Source organism: Mycoplasmopsis agassizii, assembly GCF_002276225.1.
In the GTDB taxonomy this organism is placed as follows: domain Bacteria; phylum Bacillota_I; class Bacilli_A; order Mycoplasmatales; family Metamycoplasmataceae; genus Mycoplasmopsis_B; species Mycoplasmopsis_B agassizii_A.
In genome coordinates, this window is sequence record NZ_NQNY01000017.1 from 12,674 (window position 1) to 30,635 (window position 17,962).

A 17,962-nucleotide genomic window follows, 5' to 3' on the forward strand; every position below is an offset into this window, starting at 1 on the left:
TTTTTACTTTTAAAAATGATTGATAATTTAAACTTATTATTATTTAAAAAGTTATTAAATAGTTTTTTATCAGATTAAATAATATAAAAAAATTTTGTAAAAAATCAAAAAATTTTTTCCAAAACTATTCAAAAATTTTATTGCTAAATGAAGGGGGGTCTTATCTCTGAAAATAATCTAATCATAAATATTGAGGTAATATGGAAATAGTTTTGCAAGAAGATGTTAAAGATTGTGGACTTGCTGTTTTAGATAGTTTTCACAACTTTTTCTATGACATTCATTTAGATATAAATCTACTAAAAAAACAAGTTAATTACGGCAAGCAAGGTATCAGTATCAGTGAATTAAAAAACGTTGCAAGTAAATATGGTTTGGCATTAGAAAGCTATAAAAGTGATTTTCAATCTTTATATAAAATTAATGGGAAGGAAAAATATATTGCTCTAGTACAAAAGCAAGGCATTCAACATTATGTAATAATTGAAAAAATAACTAAAACAAAAATACATTATTTAGATCCTTTTGATGGCAAAAATATTGTTTCAGCTGTTGAATTTGAAAACATCTTTTTAAATATTTTAATTTCAGTAAGTATTGGAATTAAGAAAACAAATGAAGTAAAAATTAACAAGAGTTTGTTTTCAGAATTGAAAGTAGGAAAATATTTTCTATTTATATTTATTTCAATTTTAATTAATTCAGTTTTTACTTTTCTATCTAGTTTCTTTCTTAAATTAATTTTTCAATCAAGTGCAATTGATAACAACACTGAAACACTTTTGACAATTGGTTTAATTTTTATATGAATAATAGTTATTAAAGTTATAAGTAATTTTTTAAAAAATTATTTAGTAAATAAAAGTGCCAATAATATTGAATATACAATTAGTAAAAATTTTGTAAATAAAATATTAAATATAAATAATTTAGATTATTCAAAAATGGACTATTACGATTACATCAGAAGAAGTTCATTAATTGGTCAAATTTCAAATTTCAAATCTAAATTTCTTTTTGCTTTATTTTCAGAGTTATTAAACTTTGCATTATCAACTGTAATTTTAGTTTGAATAAGTTATAAGTTATTTTTCATAGCACTTGCAGCATCATTAATTATTTTTGCTATTTCATTTGTATATCAAAATTTATTTTCTTCTAAATATAGAAAAATTTTATCAACAAGTATGAGTTTAAACTCAAGCACAAATGATTTGATTTTTAGCAAGAAACAATTAACTAATTCAAAGATTAAAAATCATTATTTAAATATTTGAAATTCAAATTATTTAGAATATAAAAATGTTGAATATAAAATTGGAAAGTTAGATCAAATACGTTCTTTATTTTCATCTATCATATCTTATGCAACCCCGATTTTGTTAACTGTAGTGGGTTTAATTTTTAATAAACAAGATGAAATTAGCTTAGGAAATTTACTAATTTTCTTAACTGCTTTTAATTTTTTTATTTTACCCTTTTCATCTTTTTCAGAAATAATTGTTAAGTATCCATTAAATAAAAAAAATATTGAATTATTAAATTTTGTCTTATCAATAGATAATGAAGATACACAAGATGGTATAAATTTAACAAATAAAATTGAAAATATTAAGATCGAAAAATTACTTTTTGAATATGAATTAAATAAGAAAAATTTACATCTAGATAATTTAGAAATAAATCAGTCCGTAATTTTAAAAGGACAAAATGGTAGTGGAAAAAGTACACTTTTAAATTTAATTGCAGCGAACTATAATACCGATGAAATCAGTATAAATGATGTAAAAATGATACATTTAAATAAAGATAATTATAAGCAAAAGATATTTCATATTTATCCCGAATATTTTCTGACTAACACTAGCATAATTGATTTTATTACTGATGGTGATTTTGAAAAAATTAAATTGTTTGAAGAAAATTTACAAAAATATAAGATTACAAATATTTTGGATAAAGCTAAATTAAACTTAAAAGAAAATTTAAAAGACAATGGTTTATCATTTTCATCAGGACAAAAACAAATAATTAAATTATTAAGAATTTTTACAATTAAATACGAATTAATTTTATTAGATGAAGCATTTGAAAATATAGATATAGAAAATATTCAATTATTAAAAAAAGCAATTAAAGAATTTCAAAAAGATGCTATTTTTATTGAAATTAGTCATAACGAAAACTATGTAAATGAAAATGCTAAAGTGGTGTATCTTGAAAAATAAATTTAGAAAAGTAAATTGATTCTTAACTGTTTTTATTTTTCTTTTTATATCTTTTTCAAGTGCAGGTGTAATTTACTTTTTTATGCAAAATACCCAAAAAAGTGAAGCAGCAGTTTTACGTGTAAATTCTGAAAATGAAAATTCTTTAATAGTTACAAATGATCTTGCATATAAATTAAAAATTGATGATGTGATTCATATAAATATAAATGACAAAAAATACAACTATATAATTAAAAATATTTTGCTAGATGATTCAAAAGAATTTGTTGTCAAAATTATTGAAGAATCAGAAAAAGCACCATTACTGCCAAATACGAAAATTAATGTTTCTTTTACAAATGGTGAACAAAAAATTTATGAATTATTATTAAAATAAATTTTAATTATTTAAAATTAAAACATGAATGATTATATTAATTTCTTAAATGAAACAAGTGCTAGATTTAGTTATCGAAAACTTTTTATTCAATTATTAAAAACAACTGAAAAAAAACTTAAAAGTAAATTACCTTTTCAAGTAGATGTTTTAATTACTAATTCTGAAACAGTAAAACAATTAAATAAAGAATATCGAAATAAAGATAAAACAACAGATGTTTTATCTTTTCCTTTTTCAGACCAAGAATTTTTAAGTTTTCTAAACTATGTACCACTTGGTCAAATAGTTTTTGATATGGAAAAAGTTAAATCACAAAGCGTTGAATATAATCACAGTTTAAAAAGAGAATTTTCTTATTTATTTGTTCATGCCTTATTACATCTAAATGGTTATGACCACATTGAAAAAGATGAAGAAATTGTTATGAACAATTTAACTGAAGAAATTTTAAAAGAGCATCAAATTAGTCGTTAATTTAATTAAATATGTTGCTTAACAATTAATTATTAAATATATAATAGTTAAATGAAAAAATATTATAGTGAATTAAAAATCCTTTTAGAAAAATCATATAGTCCATATTCAAACTTTCCAGTTGCAGCAATTATTGTCTTTAATGACAATCAAATTTACAAAGGTGTAAATGTAGAAAATGCCGCTTATCCATCAGGTTTATGTGCTGAACGAAGCGCCTTATTTGGTGCTGTTGCAAACACAGATTTAAAAGTAGGTGAAGTTAAAGAAATTCATATTATTAGTAAAAATAATGACCCTGTTTCACCATGTTTAGGATGTCGCCAAGTGATGACTGAATTTATGAAACCAGATAGCAAAGTATATCTTTATTCATATGATGGAAAAAGCATCAATGAATATTTATTGAAAGAACTTGCCCCTCATCCTGTTGTCATGAATGATATTGCTTGAGCTAAAAAATAATGAAGATTTTATTTGTTTCAATTGTTGGTAGACCTAACGTAGGGAAAAGCACATTGCTAAATCAAATTTTAGATTATGATTTAGCAATTGTCAATAAAAAACCTCAAGCCACAAGAAATGTAATCACTGGTATTTTAAATACTGAAGATAATTATCAAATTATTTTTAGTGATACTCCCGGAATTCATAAACCAATTTCAAAATACGGGGATAACTTAAATAAAGAAGCACTGAGTTCATTAAAAGAAATTGATTTAGCTGCTTTTTTAACACCTGCAAATGAAGAAATTTCTACAGGTGATATTTTTATAATTGATCACTTAAAAAATACTAAAAATAAAATTGCTATTATTACAAAAGTTGATCTAGAAAATAAATCAGAAATTTTAAAAGCTAAGGCAGACAAATTAAGAGAATTAGGTTTTCAAGATATCTTCGCAATTTCAAAAAAAGATAATACATCAATTAAAAAATTAATTGATATATTAAAATCATTTGCTTATGAAGGCGAACAGCAATATGATAGTGAAATCTTTACAGATATTAATCAAAGATTTATGGCAAAAGAAATAATTAGAGAAGTTGCTATGAATCATTTAGATCAAGAATTACCTTATTCAATTTTAGTTGATATCGATCAATTCAGTGAAGAAGATAATGAATTTGGAGATCAAAGTTTTATTGAAATTAGATCAACTATTTACGTTAACAAAGAAAGCCAAAAAGGTATCGTAATTGGTAAGAATGGTAAGTTAATCAAACTTATTGGAGAAGAGGCTAGAAAAGCCATTTCTGAACGTTTTAGCGTGAAAACAAAATTATTTGTAAATGTTAAAGTTAAAAAGAACTGAGTTAATAATGAAGAATTCATTAATAAAATGGGTTTATAAGTTATATTATTAAATATGAAAGAAATTTTATATAGTCAAATTGCTAACCAAAAATGAGAATTAGCAAGAAGAGAACGCTTTTTATTGATCAGCATCATTTATCAATACTACTTGATGGATAAAAGTTTAAACTTAGATGATATTTTTACAAGATTTGATTTAGATGAGCGTGAATTTAGAATTATGAAAATGATTGTAAGTAATGAAGAAAAACTAATACCTGCATTAGAATCATTATTATCTGAAACATGAATTTGAACAAATATTAAACCACTGATTAGAGCAATTTTAATAGTGTCTGCAAATGAAATTTTAATTGGTATAAAAAATATTGTAATTAGTGAAGCTGTTGAAATTTCAAAAAGTTTATTAGATCAAAAAGAAGTAAATTTTGTTAATGCTTTATTAGATAATTTTGCTAAAAAAATTAATAAATAATTATGCATAATGAAATTATTTTAGCTTACAAAAATAAATATGATTTAGTTGCTTATTACAAAATTATTAATAAAAAAAATGCCTTCTTTTTTTCTTATGCATTAGAAGTTTTTTTAGATTCTAATATTCAATTATTAATTGAATTAGAGCACTTGTTTTTTATTTTAATTCAACAATGAAGTGATGAAATTTTTAAAGATATTTTTGAGATAGTAATTAAAAATATAAAACCTAAATTTCAAGATTTAGACTATAAAAATTTATTACTTTTTTTATTTAATCATTGCAAAATAAAAAATATTAAAATTACAAAAAAATTTAAGGTTAATCAGAACTATTTAGATAACGTTAAAATAATGAGAAATAGTTATAGTGATTTTTTAAAAAGTATCGAAATTAATGAAGGATTAAATAGTACTATAAAGGAGTTTTTATGGAGAATAAAGTAATGACATTACTAGAATTTTTAATTAGTCAAGGATACAGTGAATTTGCTGCAAAAGGTTTAATTATGTCGATGAGAGTTAGAGTAAATAACTCTTATGAAAATTCACTTAAGTTTAAAATTAGATCAACGGATAAAATAATTGTTAAAGATTCTAAAGAATATGTATCAAGGGGTGCAAATAAATTAAAAAGCGTTTTTGATAATTTTGATATTAACGTTGAAAACAAAGTAATTATTGATGTTGGTGCCTCTACAGGTGGTTTTACTCAATATCTTTTAACTAAAAATCCTAAAAAAATTTATGCATTAGATGCAGGAACAAATCAACTTGACTATTCTTTAAGAATAAATGAAAAAGTCTTATCTATCGAGAAGACACATTTTAATAAAATTGGTGAATTAGATTTTAAAAATGAAATTGATTTTTTAATTGCAGATGTTTCTTTTATTTCCTTAAAAAAATTAGTTCCTATTATGAAAAATGATTTAGTAAATTGTAATGATTTTTTACTTTTATTTAAACCACAATTTGAAGCAAAAAAAGAAGATGTTTCTGAAGCGGGTTTTGTTGAAGAAGCTTTGCATGAACGTATGATTAATGATTTCATAATGTTTGCAAATTCTTTTGGCTTTGATATTAAACGAGTAATTAAAAGTGAAGTAAAAGGTAAAAAATCAGGAAATCAAGAATATTTTATTTACTGTAAAAGAGGTAGTGATGAAAGATATTAAAACTCATTTTCCAATGGCAAATAAAATAATTTATTTTGATTCAGCAGCAGCTAGTTTAAAACCTATTTCAATGATTGAAGCAGAATTTAAATACTATACAGAATACGGAATCAGCACAAGAAGTGCTGATACAGAAATTGGAAAATTTTTATCTGCAGAAGTTAATAGATTAAGAGCAAGAATTAAAAATTTAGTTTCAGCAAATGAAGATGATCAAGTTATCATTCATTCTGGAACTACTTTTGGTTTAAACCAAATTGCTTTTATGATTAATGATAATTTAAAAGAAGGTGATGAAATTATTTTGGCACAAAATAATCATTCTTCAAATATTGTTCCTTGATTTAAATATGCTGAAAATAAGGGTGTAAAAATAATTATTTCAAAAAATATTTTAAGTGATATTTCAGATAAAACTAAAGTTATTTCTTTAAGTCAATCTTCAAATAATTTTGATAATGAATTTGATTTTCATGAAGTTGAAAAAATAACTTTAGAAAAAAATATTATATTGGTTAATGATGCTGCACAAGCAATTGTTCACGAAGAAGTAAAGTTAAAAAATAATCAAATAATTATTTTTAGTGCAAATAAATTTTTTGGTCCAACTGGTTTAGGTTTTTCAATTATTTCAAAAAATATTTTTAATAAAATAAAACCTAAAATTTTTGGTGGTGGTGCTACAAATGATATTTTATTTAAAAAAGATAACAAAAGTATTGATATTGTTTTAAAAGAAAATATTGATGGCTATGAACCTGGAACTTCTAATTTAGCAGGGATTATGGCAATGCATGGAGCATTAGATTTTGCTGATAAATTTAACACTTTAGAAGCAAAGAATAAAATTATTGAACTTTCAAATTATTTTGTTAAAGAATTAAAAAAAATAGAAAATTATAAAATTAATATTTATCAAAGGAGGGATAAATTTATAGTTTTATTTAATATTAAGAATTATCATTCTCAAGATATTTCATCATATTTAGCAAGTAAAAATCTTTATGTAAGACAAGGAAAATTCTGCTCTTATTTAAGTTTTGATAATGAAAATGATGAATCATTTGTAAGAATTAGTTTTGGTATTTATAATACAAAATCAGATGTAGATAAATTAATTTATGAATTAAAAAATGGAGGTGATTTTTTTGTCATCTAATAAAAAATATTCTCGTGATGAGGCAAGAAATATTATTATGAAAAATTATGCTTCACAGGAATTAGAAAATAAAAATCTTAATCATGAAAATGCGCATGTACAATATTCAGATACATGTGCAGATAAATTAATTACCACCTTTGAAATTGAAAATAATATTATTAAAAAAATAGAAACTAATTTATCAGGATGTGCAATTTTTAAATCATCTTCAAAATTATTTTTTAAAGCCATTTTGAATAAATCATTAGAGGAAGTTGAGCAATTAAATGAAGAATATAAGAAGATGATCGATGGCAAAGATTACGATCAAAACCTGATGGGAATCTTATCAATTTTTGATGATGTTAAAAAACATTTTAATAGACATTCATGTGCTGTTATCGTTTCTAATTTTATTGACAAAAAAATATTAAAAAAATAATAAATTTATTAAACAAGAAAAAGTTTGTTTGATTTTATAATAAAACAATATGAGCAATTATTCAGTTGACAATTTAAAAGTCTTAAAAGGTCTTGAGGCAGTCAGAAAAAGACCAGGGATGTATATTGGATCTACAGATTCAAAAGGTATGCATCACCTTATTTGAGAAATCTTCGATAACTCAATCGATGAAGTTTTAGCAGGTGTTGCTAAAACTATCAAAGTGACATTAACCAAAACCCAATCAATCATTGTTGAAGATGATGGTCGTGGTATCCCTGTGCAAAAACACGATTCTGGAAAATCAGGAGTTGAATTAGTTTTTACAGAATTACATGCAGGTGGTAAATTTGGTGATGGCGCTTATAAATCAAGTGGAGGGCTTCACGGTGTAGGAGCCAGCGTTGTTAATGCTTTAAGCGATTATGTAAAAGTTAATGTTTATCGTGAAGGTAAAGAATACTTTACTGAATTTAAAGATGGTGGTAACATCAGCGTCAAAACTAAAGAAATTGGTAAAACAAGTAAAAAAGGAACTAAGGTTGAATTTAAACCTAATTTTGAAATCTTTAAAAAGGTAACTTTTAATCAAGAAATTATTATTGAACGTTTACAAGAAGCTGCTTTTTTAAATTCTAATTTAACTATTATTTTCAAAAACGAAAATAATAGTTTTTCAAGAGAGTTTCACTATTCAAACGGGATCAGTGCTTTTATTGAATTTATAAATAATTCAAAAAAGAAAGTAACTCAAACTTTTGTTTTTAAAGATGCTGATAAAGCAACAGGAATTAATTTAGAATGTGCTTTTCAATATACAAGTGATTACACTGAAGTTTTTGTTTCATTTGTTAATAATGTTAAAACTCGTGATGGTGGAGTGCATGTTAGTGCTTTTAAAAATGCTTTTACTAAAGTCATTAATGAATGAGCCTTTGAAAGAAAACTAGTTAAAAGTAAAAGTTTCTTTGATGGTGAAGACATTCGTGAAGGGATTTCAATTGTGCTTGCTTTGCAAGTTCCTGAAAAAATTCTGGAATTTGTGGGACAAACTAAAGATAAACTAGGTACACCCGATGCAAAAGCGATCGTTGAAGATGCTGTTTATAAAAAAGTTCGTTTTTGATTAAACGAAAACGTACAAGATGCTGAACGCTTAATTGGTAAAATTAAAAATGCTTATGATTCAAGAATGGCCGCCAGAAAAGCACGTCAAGAAAGCCGTTCTTTAAAAAATCTTAAAAAAGAAAAGTTAATTCTATCAGGAAAATTAACTCCTGCTCAAAGTAAGAACCCTAAAGAAAAAGAAATTTTTCTTGTAGAAGGAGATTCAGCTGGTGGTAGTGCTAAAAGCGGTAGAGATCGCAAATATCAAGCAATTTTGCCGCTACGTGGTAAAGTAATTAATACTGAAAAATCAAGACTAGTTGAGATCTTAAAAAATGAAGAAATTGCAACAATTATTAACACCTTGAACACTGGAATAGGTGAAGATTTTAACATTAACAATTTACAGTATCATAAAGTCATAATTATGACCGATGCTGATACAGATGGTGCTCATATTCAGGTTTTATTACTAACATTTTTCTTTAGATACATGAGACAGTTAATTGAAGGTGGACATATTTATATTGCCCTTCCACCTTTATATAAAATTTCTTTAAAAGATAAAAAACAAACCGTTTTATACGCTTGAAGTAATGATGAATTAAAGCAAATCACAAAAAACCACGCTCGTTATGAAATTCAACGCTATAAAGGACTTGGTGAAATGAATGCAGATCAACTTTGAGAAACTACAATGGATCCTAAAACTAGAAGTTTAATCAAAGTAACTTTAGATGATCTTGCGATTATTGAGCGCCGTGTTTCTACCTTAATGGGCGATAGCGTTGAACTTAGAAAAGAATGAATTTCAACTAACGTAAACTTTGATTTAGATGATGATTTTGAAATCAATGATGATAAAAATGAAGTAGTAAATGAGGTAATTAATGGCTAAAAAAGATAATGCTCCCGAAGGCTTAAACCCTCAAATTTACTTACAAAATCTTGATGAAATTATGTCTGAAAGATTTGGAAATTATTCTAAATATGTAATTCAAGAAAGAGCCCTACCTGATGCTAGAGATGGGCTTAAACCTGTGCAAAGAAGAATTTTATTCTCAATGCATGATTTAAAACTTTACAATCATTTACCTTATAAAAAATCAGCTCGTGTAGTTGGTGATGTTATTGGTAAGTATCACCCTCATGGTGATACTTCAATTTATGATGCCATGATAAGGCTTGCTCAAGATTGAAAAATGGCCTTGCCACTTGTTCAAATGCATGGTAATATCGGTTCAGTTGATGATGATCCTGCTGCTGCAATGCGTTATACAGAAAGTCGTTTAGCTAAAGTAAGTGAATTAATGCTGAAAGGGATTGAAAAAAATATCGTTAAGTTTGTACCAAACTTTGATGATACAGAAAAAGAACCAACTGTTTTACCTTCATTTATTCCTAACTTATTAATCAATGGAAGCCGTGGAATTGCTTCAGGTTTTGCTACAGAAATCCCACCACATAATATCAATGAAGTTATTGAAGGTGCAATTGCCATGATTAGAAATCCTAATGTTTCATTAAACACTTTAATGAAACATATTAAAGGACCTGATTTTCCTACTGGTGGAATAATTAGTGGAAATAAAGGGATTATTGAAGCGTTTGAAACTGGCAAAGGTCGTGTTTCAATTCGTTCAAAATATGAAATTGTTAAAGAAAATAAACAACACTATATTTCTATTAAAGAATTACCTTATGGCATTGTGAAGTCAAAATTAGTTTTTGAAATTGATCAACTACTTGATAAAAATAATATTGCAGGTGTTGAAGAAGTATTAGATGTTTCTGACCGTGATGGAATTGAAATTCAAATAAAATTAACAACCAATGCTGATGCTAAAACTATTATTAATTATTTAATGAGCAAAACTCAATTGCGTGTTTATTATTCATACAATAATATTGCTATTTATAAAGGTTATCCAACCTTAATGAATTTACATCAAATGCTTGGTGCTTATATAGATCACTTTAAAGATGTAAATAATAAAATTATTATTTACGATTTAAATAAAGCAAAAGATCGTCTTGAAATAGTTGAGGGTTTTTTAATTGTCTCTCAAGTAACTGATAAAGTTATTAAAGTGATTCGTGAAAGTAATAATGCTAAAAAGGGTGTTATTGAAGATCTGATTAGAGAATTTAAATTTACAGAAAGACAAGCAACTGCAATTGCTGAAATGCAATTATATAGACTGTCTAAAACTGACTTTTATGCTCTTCAAGATGAGAAAACAAAACTACTTGAAACAATTGCAGAATTGCAAGGATTATTAAAAGATGAAAGTCTATTTAATAATCATTTAATTAAAATTTTAAAAGAGATAAATAAAAATTATACAATCCCTAGAAGAACCTTAATTGAAGATTCTCATGATGCAGTTGATTACAATATTGAAGATCTAATTGAAGAAGAAGATATTCATATTAGTATGACAAAACAGGGTTATCTAAAGCGTGTTTCTCAAAAAATTTATGATTCAAATAATTATGAAACATACTCATTAAAAGAAGGAGATGAAATTGTATTTGCACAAAGTACAAATACAAAATCTAAATTAATTTCTTTCACAAATCAAGGTAATTTTATAAGTATTCCTTTATTTAAAATTAACTCAGGTAAATGAAAAGAAATTGGGCAACATCTTAGTGAATTTGTTAAATTAAATGATTCAGAAAAAATCATTAATACATTTATTATTAATGATTTTAGCGACACAATTTATGTCAATTTTATAACTAAATTAGGGCTAGGAAAACGTACTAAAATCGAAGCATTTGATATTAGTAAATATTCAAAACCAGTTAGAGCAATTAAAATTAAATCAGGTGATCAATTAGCTTCTGTAAGTTTAAGTAGTGGTGGATTTGTAAATTTAGTATTTACAAATAATGATCTTGTTTTAAAAATAAGTGAAAATGATTTCCCACTTTTAAATACTTCAAGTATGGGAAATATTATTATTAAATTAAATGCTGGTGAAGTTGTAAATCATTTACAAAGTGCTCAAAATAAATCAAATTTATTACTAGTTAGTCAAAGAAATTATTACATGTATTTAGATGTTAAGAAACTTAAATTTGCTAACCGTGGAAATAAAGGACAAAAATATTTTGAACAAGCTAAAACAAATCAACACCTTGTTAAATCATCTTTAATTTTAGATTATGAAAATAAATTTAATTTAGTTGAAATTAATGATGTAGTTGTTTTTGATGAAAAATCAAATAGCAAAAGAGAAAACCAATTTTCTACTTTAGGAAGAAATGTAAATTATGTTTTCAACGAAACTGAATCGCAACTTGATTATTTAAATAAAAATAAATCTTTAATTGAAAGCAATATAAATAAAAAATTAACTCAAGAATTTGATAGCGAAAAAACACAATCATTACTTGAAGAAGATGATTCTAAAAATACAAAAGATAATTCATCTAAAACAGTTGAAATTGAAAAAACAAAAACTTATTCAGTTGATAAAAGTAAGATCAAAAATGAATTAAAAGAGAAGAAAAGTATTGATGCTATTTTAGATACAATTGATGATGCTTACGGTAGTTTTGATAGTAAATTTAGACCTGAAAAAATTAAAGAATTATTAAGTAAAAAGAAAAAATAATTATTGCTTAAACATACAAATTAATCGCAAAAAGTTTTTTGCGATTTTTATATTTATTTAATTCTGTTTATATAATAGAAATATGAATCAACATAGAGATTTACATATTAATAAATTTAATTCTTTTGAAGACTTAAATAAAAAAATTAAGATCGCTTTTTACTATACAATTAGCGAAGTAATTTTCTTTATAATTGCTTTATCTTTTTTAATTATTAATATTTTTTTAACTGATGAATTTAAAATAAATTTTAATACTACTAATTCAATTATTGCAATTATCCCTGGACTAGTAATTGCAGGAATATGAATTCTTTTTTATGCAGTTGGATGTTATTTAAGATTTAATTGAATTGTCAAAAGTGATTATATAATTAAATCAAAAGATGAAGATTTAAATATTTATTTAAATAAAATTTCTATGTTTTTAAGATACCCAATTTTAAATATGATTTTCATAAATAGACTAAGAAAATTTATTAAGGAAATACCTAGTGAACGAAGATAATCAATCAAGAACTTCTGAAAGTTTATTTCACTTAATCAAGTTTGCTTTAATTGCAACTTGAATATTTCTATTTATCGTAATTCTTTGATCACTTGTATTAGTTTTTTATATTATTTATTGAGTACATCTAAGTCAATTTTTTGAATTTCCAGTTTGATTAATAGTTACATCTTTAGCAATTTTAACTTTTGTTTTATCTATTTTTTGAGCATACATTTGAAAATATAAAAGAAAATTGTCTTACCGTAGAAACCACAGTAAGACAAAAATAAAAGATGAAATTAATGACTATTTAACAACCTATACAAATCAAAGTTATAAGGGTTCAATTTATAATATTTACTTATTAACTAAAATGTATAGATTACTTAAAAAATGAAAATTTTAACTAAATAGAAATTAATTTTGAACTTCTAAATCTTGCTCTAATGTAAAGCATAAATGAAGCAAGATATCAAGCTAAAATTAAAGCAAAAATAATTTCAACTATAAAGTTAACATAAATGAATCCAAGTCAAATTAATAAGGTAACTGAATTTAAAAATTGAAATGGCGCAATTGCATTATGTAAAAAAATAAAGGCTGTTACTAAAGTTGTATTTAATAAAACAGCTAGTGCTCCTAAAATCATAATGTTAATTACTTTTACAACATTTTTAAAGCGTTCTTTAATTAAAAGTTGACTAGTTAAACCAACAATTAAACCAGTTAAAAATCTTGGTAAAACAGAGACATCTGGAAAGTAAAACATTCCTGAAGCATCGCCCCTAGTATGAGCTGCTATTAAGGCTCCTAAACCGATAGCAAAACCAACAATTGAACCACCACTTCATCCTAGATGTAATGAAGCAACAACCATGATAATTGGTAAGGTTGTAAAATCAATTAAACCTAATTTAATATAACCCGTATAAGGTATAAAACTTAATATTAAAATTAAAGCTAAATAAAAAGCTAAATAAATTCAGGTCTTAATATAAAAGAGCCTGTTGGCACGAAATCTTTCGTGTCTATTTTTGTACCACTTAATTACGTTCATCGAATTCCTCCGCTAATCCCTTTATTACCATGTTATCGATAAATTCAATATTTTTATTAATTTTTGCAATTTCTTTTAAATAAATTGCATCGCCACCTGTGATTAAAATTTTACTTTTAGGATCGATATTTTTAGCTAGACTTTCTATCATGTAGAAAAAGCCGTTGATAAAGCCAATTGATAATGCTTCTTCTGTATTATTACCTAAATTTTTTTCTGAATAATTAAATTTTAATAAGGGCAATTTAGGAGCAGTTTCAATTAGATTTAAATATGAATTATATAAACCAGGAGCGATGATTGCACCTTGCAATCTTTTATTTTTTACTTGTGAAATTACCGTGGCTGTTCCAAGAGAAACAACAATTGCTTTTTTATATAAACTTGCTGCATAAATTGCATTTGCTAAAATGTCAGCACCAACTTGTGATTGATTTGCATCACCTAAATTTAACTTCGTAGTATTAGTTGTATTTAAAAAAGTTATTTCACACTGATAAAAGTTTTTAGCTAGGCGATCAAATAAATAATTTTTCTCTTCAACAACTGAAGAGATAAAAATTTTTTCAACATCTTTAATGCCACAGTTTTCATTGACATAAGAAAATAATTCAACTTCTGCTTGAATTAATTTCGTTTCAATTTGTTGAAAATATCATTGCTCTCTTGCTTTAGTTGCAAACTTTGTATAAGTATTTCCTACATCAATATATAGAGTTACTTTCATGTTAAAACCTCTCTAGCAATTGTATAGGCAACTTCATCGACAATACAATCAATAATTTTTAAGACATTCTCTTTAGTAATTAATTCTGCATTAATATTGTCTTTTTCGCTTTTGCTTAAATCATAAAATAATAAAGCCTGAATTTCATTTTTTTCTTTAAAAAATTCTTCTGCTTTTTGCTTATTATGATACTCAGTTATAAAAACTTTAAGCAAAGGATTTTTGATTAAAGTTTCTTCAATTCAAGTAAATGAATTGAAGTTATCTTTTTTAAATAATTTGCCAGTAAGTCGATTACTTTGATAGTTGTAATTGGCTAGCGAAATTAAATAATCATATTCACAAGCAATTTCTCTTAAGGCTTCATCATTATAATTATTAATGTCAACTAAGTCAGCCTTAATGCCATGGCGATATAGTTCAAAATTAACAAATGCTGCTAATAAATTACTATGATCATAAATTACTTTTGAAGTTTTAGTTTTAGTGCGAAAACCATAAACTATTAAAACTTTTAAATAAGCATTTTTACTTAAATAATCTGAAAAATAACCTAAGATTTCATTTTCAGATTCATTAGCATTTGCTAGTGAATTAAATTTTGATTTAGGATCTAAATTAGAAAATTTAGATCCTTTTCTTTGTTTCATCTCTTTGATATTTTTATCCAAGTTAACTCCAACACAACTATTTAAGAAATATTATTATTAAATTATAAGTTAAGTTAATTAAGATAAAATAAAAACATGTCAAAAAATTTAGAAAAAATTAGTGAAGAAAAATTAAAAGCTTATGGCTTATACTTAGAAAAGTGATTATTAAAAGTTGTGACTGAAGCAAATAAAAAAGGTGTGATTGTTGGCTTATCAGGCGGTATTGATTCAGCACTTGTAGCAGCAATTGCTGCTAAGGTTTTTCCAAAAAACCATTTCACAGTTTCAATGATGATTAATAAAAGAAAACAAGATGAATTAGATATTAATGAACTTGTAAGTAAGTTAAAACTGAAACATCAATATTTAAATTTAGAAAATGCTTATAAAGCAATGGTTGATGTTTTAAAAATTAATGATCAACTTTCTTTAGCAAATATTAAACCTCGTTTAAGAATGACAAGTTTATATGCTTTGGCTCAAGAAAAAAATTATTTGGTTTTAGGAACTGATAATTTAGATGAATGACATCTAGGTTATTTTACAAAATTTGGTGATGGTGGTGTTGACTTATTACCGATTGTACATTTAACTAAAACTGAAGTAAGAAAACTATCTAAAATTTATGGAGTAACTAAAACAATTATTAATAAGGTGCCTTCTGCAGGATTATGAGATGATCAAAACGATGAAGATGAAATGCAAATCAAATATTCTGAAGTAGATGCTTATTTAAGAGGTCAAGAAGTTGATCAAAAAACACTTGAGCGCATCAACTATTTACACCGAATAAGTGCTCATAAAAGAGTGGGTGCTTTAAAACCTTTAGACTTAGAAAACTTTGTTAAAGAAAGTTAATTTTTTTTATCACCAAAAATAAAATATTCTTTTATACTTTTACAAAGATTACTTTTAATTAAGGAGCAAAATGGCTGGACATTCAAAGTGAGCAAATATTAAACACCGCAAAGGCGCGCAAGATGCCAAGCGTGGTAAAATCTTTCAAAAACTATCTAAAGAAATATCTGTTGCCGCCACAAGGGGCGCTGATATCAATTCAAACCCTGCTTTAAGGCTTGCAGTTTCAAAAGCTCGTTCGGCATCAATGCCAAAGAGCAACATTGAAAAAGCAATCGCTAAAGGTAGTGGCTCAGGTAAAGATGCAGTGCAATATACTGAATTAACTTATTCAGGCACAGTTTCTAAAGGTGTGCAAATCCTAGTGGTTTGTTTAACTGATAATCTAAATAGACTAACAGCTAATATTGGTAGCATGTTTAGAAGGGCAAATGGTGCTTTAGGTAAGCAAAATTCAGTTCCTTATGTCTTTGAAAGAAAAGGCTTAATTGAAATCGACAGTAGTTTAATTACTGAAGATGACATCACAATGATTGCCCTTGATGCAGGCGCTAGTGACATCGTAGTTGAAGATAAATACTACTCAATCACTTGTGAACCTGAAGACTTTGTAGAAGTCTTAGATAAAATCAGGAGTGCCACCAATTTTGAAGAATTTCTGAGTGCAGAAATTTCCTACATTGCAAATTCCACGGTCGAGATGGATGATGAAGAGGCTCAAAAAGTTTTAGACTTTATTGAGCGTCTTGAATCAGATGATGACGTGCAAAACGTTTATCACAATCTTGGATAAAAATTTAGGAAAAGGACTCATTTATGAATATATTAGAAATCTCAAATGTAATTGCTTGAATCGCTTCAATTTCAGTTGCAATTACAGGACTACCACAACTTGTTAACGTTTTAAGAAATAAAAAAGCAGAGAAAGTCAATATGTATAGTTGATGACTATTTGCAACGGCAATTATTTTATTCTCAACTTGGGGATTAATGCTTGATTCAGGTGGACAACAATTAATTATCGCTGAATTAATTGCAATGATTATTACCGCGATGACTATGTTTGCTTTCTTACATTATCGCAAAGATAAAGTAATTAGTTTCAAAGCCAAACTAGGTCAACAAATTGCCTTATCAATTTATTTAATTATTATTTTCGCTTGAACCATTTGGTTTTTTGCAGTTGGCCAAAAACCATTTGCAGATAGCGAAGCAAAAACGGCAGTCTCATCTGTATTTGCTAATTTAGGTCCAATTTTTTCAATGGTAGCTTTTCTACCTCAAACTATTATGGGAATTAGAAAGAAAACACTTTACTTTATTCCTTTATCATTCTTAATTAACTTGATTGGTTTCAATGTTTTATGAGTACTAACTTTTGCTCTTAGAATTCAATCAGTTAAAATTGGTTTATTACCTGAATCATTACTTGTTCCATATATTTTAGGAACTTTATGACAAAGTATTAACCTAGCAATTGCTTTAATTCAAACAACGTTTTATGGCATTCAAATTCAAAAGAAAAAAATTATTTGAATTTAATTTAAACATAAGTTTAAATCTTATCTTCTGCATCCGCAGAAGATTTTTTTAATTAAAAATCATTCAAATAATTTCATTTAAATAGCATCAAAAAGTAAATGCTAAAGATATAATTAAAAATAAATAAGAAGCTTATTAGGAATTAAATATGAAAAACATTAATAACTTATTAAAAGAAATTAATCCAAGCGAAATTGAATACAAAAAAATTGGTGACTTAATTGATAGTGTAGGTTCTGCAAGATATAGAGTGAAAACAACC

At 25.5% G+C, this 17,962-nt stretch carries 20 protein-coding genes; 17 read left to right on the forward strand and 3 right to left on the reverse strand.

Going from position 1 to position 17,962, the window contains the following annotated elements; translation table 4 throughout:
- Positions 1-200 precede the first annotated feature (200 nt).
- From CJJ23_RS04430 to CJJ23_RS04495, 14 genes are all read left to right on the forward strand, one after another.
- Positions 201-2,228, forward strand: a complete 2,028-nt coding sequence (locus tag CJJ23_RS04430; protein ID WP_095335141.1) for an Mbov_0121 family peptidase domain-containing ABC transporter — start codon at positions 201-203, stop codon at positions 2,226-2,228.
- On the forward strand, positions 2,200-2,607 hold the full coding sequence (locus CJJ23_RS04435; protein WP_420329862.1) for an MAG1140 family protein: 408 nt from the start codon (positions 2,200-2,202) through the stop codon (positions 2,605-2,607). The genes CJJ23_RS04430 and CJJ23_RS04435 overlap by 29 nt, the downstream gene beginning before the upstream one ends.
- 24 nt (positions 2,608-2,631) lie before the next feature.
- Positions 2,632-3,084, forward strand: coding sequence for an rRNA maturation RNase YbeY (ybeY, locus tag CJJ23_RS04440; RefSeq protein WP_095335143.1), 453 nt, complete (start codon positions 2,632-2,634; stop codon positions 3,082-3,084).
- A 51-nt stretch (positions 3,085-3,135) separates the two neighbouring features.
- Complete coding sequence (gene cdd / locus CJJ23_RS04445; protein WP_095335144.1) at positions 3,136-3,549, forward strand: cytidine deaminase; 414 nt, start codon at positions 3,136-3,138, stop codon at positions 3,547-3,549.
- Positions 3,549-4,439 carry a GTPase Era gene (era, locus tag CJJ23_RS04450; RefSeq protein ID WP_095335145.1) on the forward strand — a complete coding sequence of 297 codons (891 nt, stop codon included), beginning with the start codon at positions 3,549-3,551 and terminating at the stop codon, positions 4,437-4,439. Before cdd ends, era begins: the two co-directional genes overlap by 1 nt.
- 15 nt (positions 4,440-4,454) lie before the next feature.
- On the forward strand, positions 4,455-4,877 hold the full coding sequence (locus tag CJJ23_RS04455) for a transcription antitermination factor NusB (RefSeq protein WP_095335146.1): 423 nt from the start codon (positions 4,455-4,457) through the stop codon (positions 4,875-4,877).
- Between the two features lie 2 nt (positions 4,878-4,879).
- Positions 4,880-5,326, forward strand: a complete 447-nt coding sequence (locus CJJ23_RS04460; protein WP_095335147.1) for a hypothetical protein — start codon at positions 4,880-4,882, stop codon at positions 5,324-5,326.
- Positions 5,311-6,057: a TlyA family RNA methyltransferase gene (locus CJJ23_RS04465; protein WP_095335148.1), complete on the forward strand. Its 747-nt coding sequence runs from the start codon at positions 5,311-5,313 to the stop codon at positions 6,055-6,057. Before CJJ23_RS04460 ends, CJJ23_RS04465 begins: the two co-directional genes overlap by 16 nt.
- Positions 6,044-7,216: an aminotransferase class V-fold PLP-dependent enzyme gene (locus CJJ23_RS04470; protein WP_095335149.1), complete on the forward strand. Its 1,173-nt coding sequence runs from the start codon at positions 6,044-6,046 to the stop codon at positions 7,214-7,216. The genes CJJ23_RS04465 and CJJ23_RS04470 overlap by 14 nt, the downstream gene beginning before the upstream one ends.
- Positions 7,206-7,640 (forward strand): iron-sulfur cluster assembly scaffold protein, encoded by a 435-nt coding sequence (locus CJJ23_RS04475; protein WP_095335150.1) that lies wholly within the window; start codon positions 7,206-7,208, stop codon positions 7,638-7,640. Before CJJ23_RS04470 ends, CJJ23_RS04475 begins: the two co-directional genes overlap by 11 nt.
- Before the next feature lie 49 nt (positions 7,641-7,689).
- Entirely contained in the window at positions 7,690-9,645 is a 1,956-nt protein-coding gene (gene parE / locus CJJ23_RS04480) for a DNA topoisomerase IV subunit B (RefSeq protein WP_095335151.1), read from the forward strand.
- Complete coding sequence (locus CJJ23_RS04485; RefSeq protein WP_095335152.1) at positions 9,638-12,373, forward strand: DNA gyrase/topoisomerase IV subunit A; 2,736 nt, start codon at positions 9,638-9,640, stop codon at positions 12,371-12,373. Before parE ends, CJJ23_RS04485 begins: the two co-directional genes overlap by 8 nt.
- Positions 12,374-12,455: 82 nt before the next feature.
- Positions 12,456-12,881: a hypothetical protein gene (locus CJJ23_RS04490; protein ID WP_095335153.1), complete on the forward strand. Its 426-nt coding sequence runs from the start codon at positions 12,456-12,458 to the stop codon at positions 12,879-12,881.
- Positions 12,868-13,269 (forward strand): insecticidal delta-endotoxin Cry8Ea1 family protein, encoded by a 402-nt coding sequence (locus CJJ23_RS04495; protein WP_084231833.1) that lies wholly within the window; start codon positions 12,868-12,870, stop codon positions 13,267-13,269. Before CJJ23_RS04490 ends, CJJ23_RS04495 begins: the two co-directional genes overlap by 14 nt.
- On the opposite strand, the gene CJJ23_RS04500 is transcribed toward CJJ23_RS04495, so the two are convergent.
- The 3 genes from CJJ23_RS04500 to CJJ23_RS04510 are packed head-to-tail and all read right to left on the reverse strand — an operon-like array spanning position 13,270 to position 15,297.
- Positions 13,270-13,920 (reverse strand): ECF transporter S component, encoded by a 651-nt coding sequence (locus tag CJJ23_RS04500; protein ID WP_095335154.1) that lies wholly within the window; start codon positions 13,918-13,920, stop codon positions 13,270-13,272.
- The gene (locus CJJ23_RS04505) at positions 13,907-14,647 is read right to left on the reverse strand and encodes a type III pantothenate kinase (RefSeq protein WP_095335155.1); all 741 of its coding nucleotides are present in this window, start codon (positions 14,645-14,647) and stop codon (positions 13,907-13,909) included. The genes CJJ23_RS04500 and CJJ23_RS04505 overlap by 14 nt, the downstream gene beginning before the upstream one ends.
- Complete coding sequence (locus CJJ23_RS04510) at positions 14,638-15,297, reverse strand: hypothetical protein (protein ID WP_095335156.1); 660 nt, start codon at positions 15,295-15,297, stop codon at positions 14,638-14,640. Before CJJ23_RS04510 ends, CJJ23_RS04505 begins: the two co-directional genes overlap by 10 nt.
- A gap of 96 nt (positions 15,298-15,393) precedes the next feature.
- Between CJJ23_RS04510 and nadE the strand changes: the two genes are divergently transcribed.
- The 3 genes from nadE to CJJ23_RS04525 all read left to right on the forward strand — a co-directional run bounded on the left by nadE (position 15,394) and on the right by CJJ23_RS04525 (position 17,700).
- On the forward strand, positions 15,394-16,158 hold the full coding sequence (nadE, locus tag CJJ23_RS04515) for an NAD(+) synthase (protein WP_095335157.1): 765 nt from the start codon (positions 15,394-15,396) through the stop codon (positions 16,156-16,158).
- A 70-nt stretch (positions 16,159-16,228) separates the two neighbouring features.
- The gene (locus tag CJJ23_RS04520; protein WP_095335158.1) at positions 16,229-16,951 is read left to right on the forward strand and encodes a YebC/PmpR family DNA-binding transcriptional regulator; all 723 of its coding nucleotides are present in this window, start codon (positions 16,229-16,231) and stop codon (positions 16,949-16,951) included.
- Positions 16,952-16,974: 23 nt separating this feature from the next.
- Positions 16,975-17,700: a hypothetical protein gene (locus tag CJJ23_RS04525; protein WP_095335159.1), complete on the forward strand. Its 726-nt coding sequence runs from the start codon at positions 16,975-16,977 to the stop codon at positions 17,698-17,700.
- The last annotated feature ends 262 nt before the right edge of the window (positions 17,701-17,962 follow it).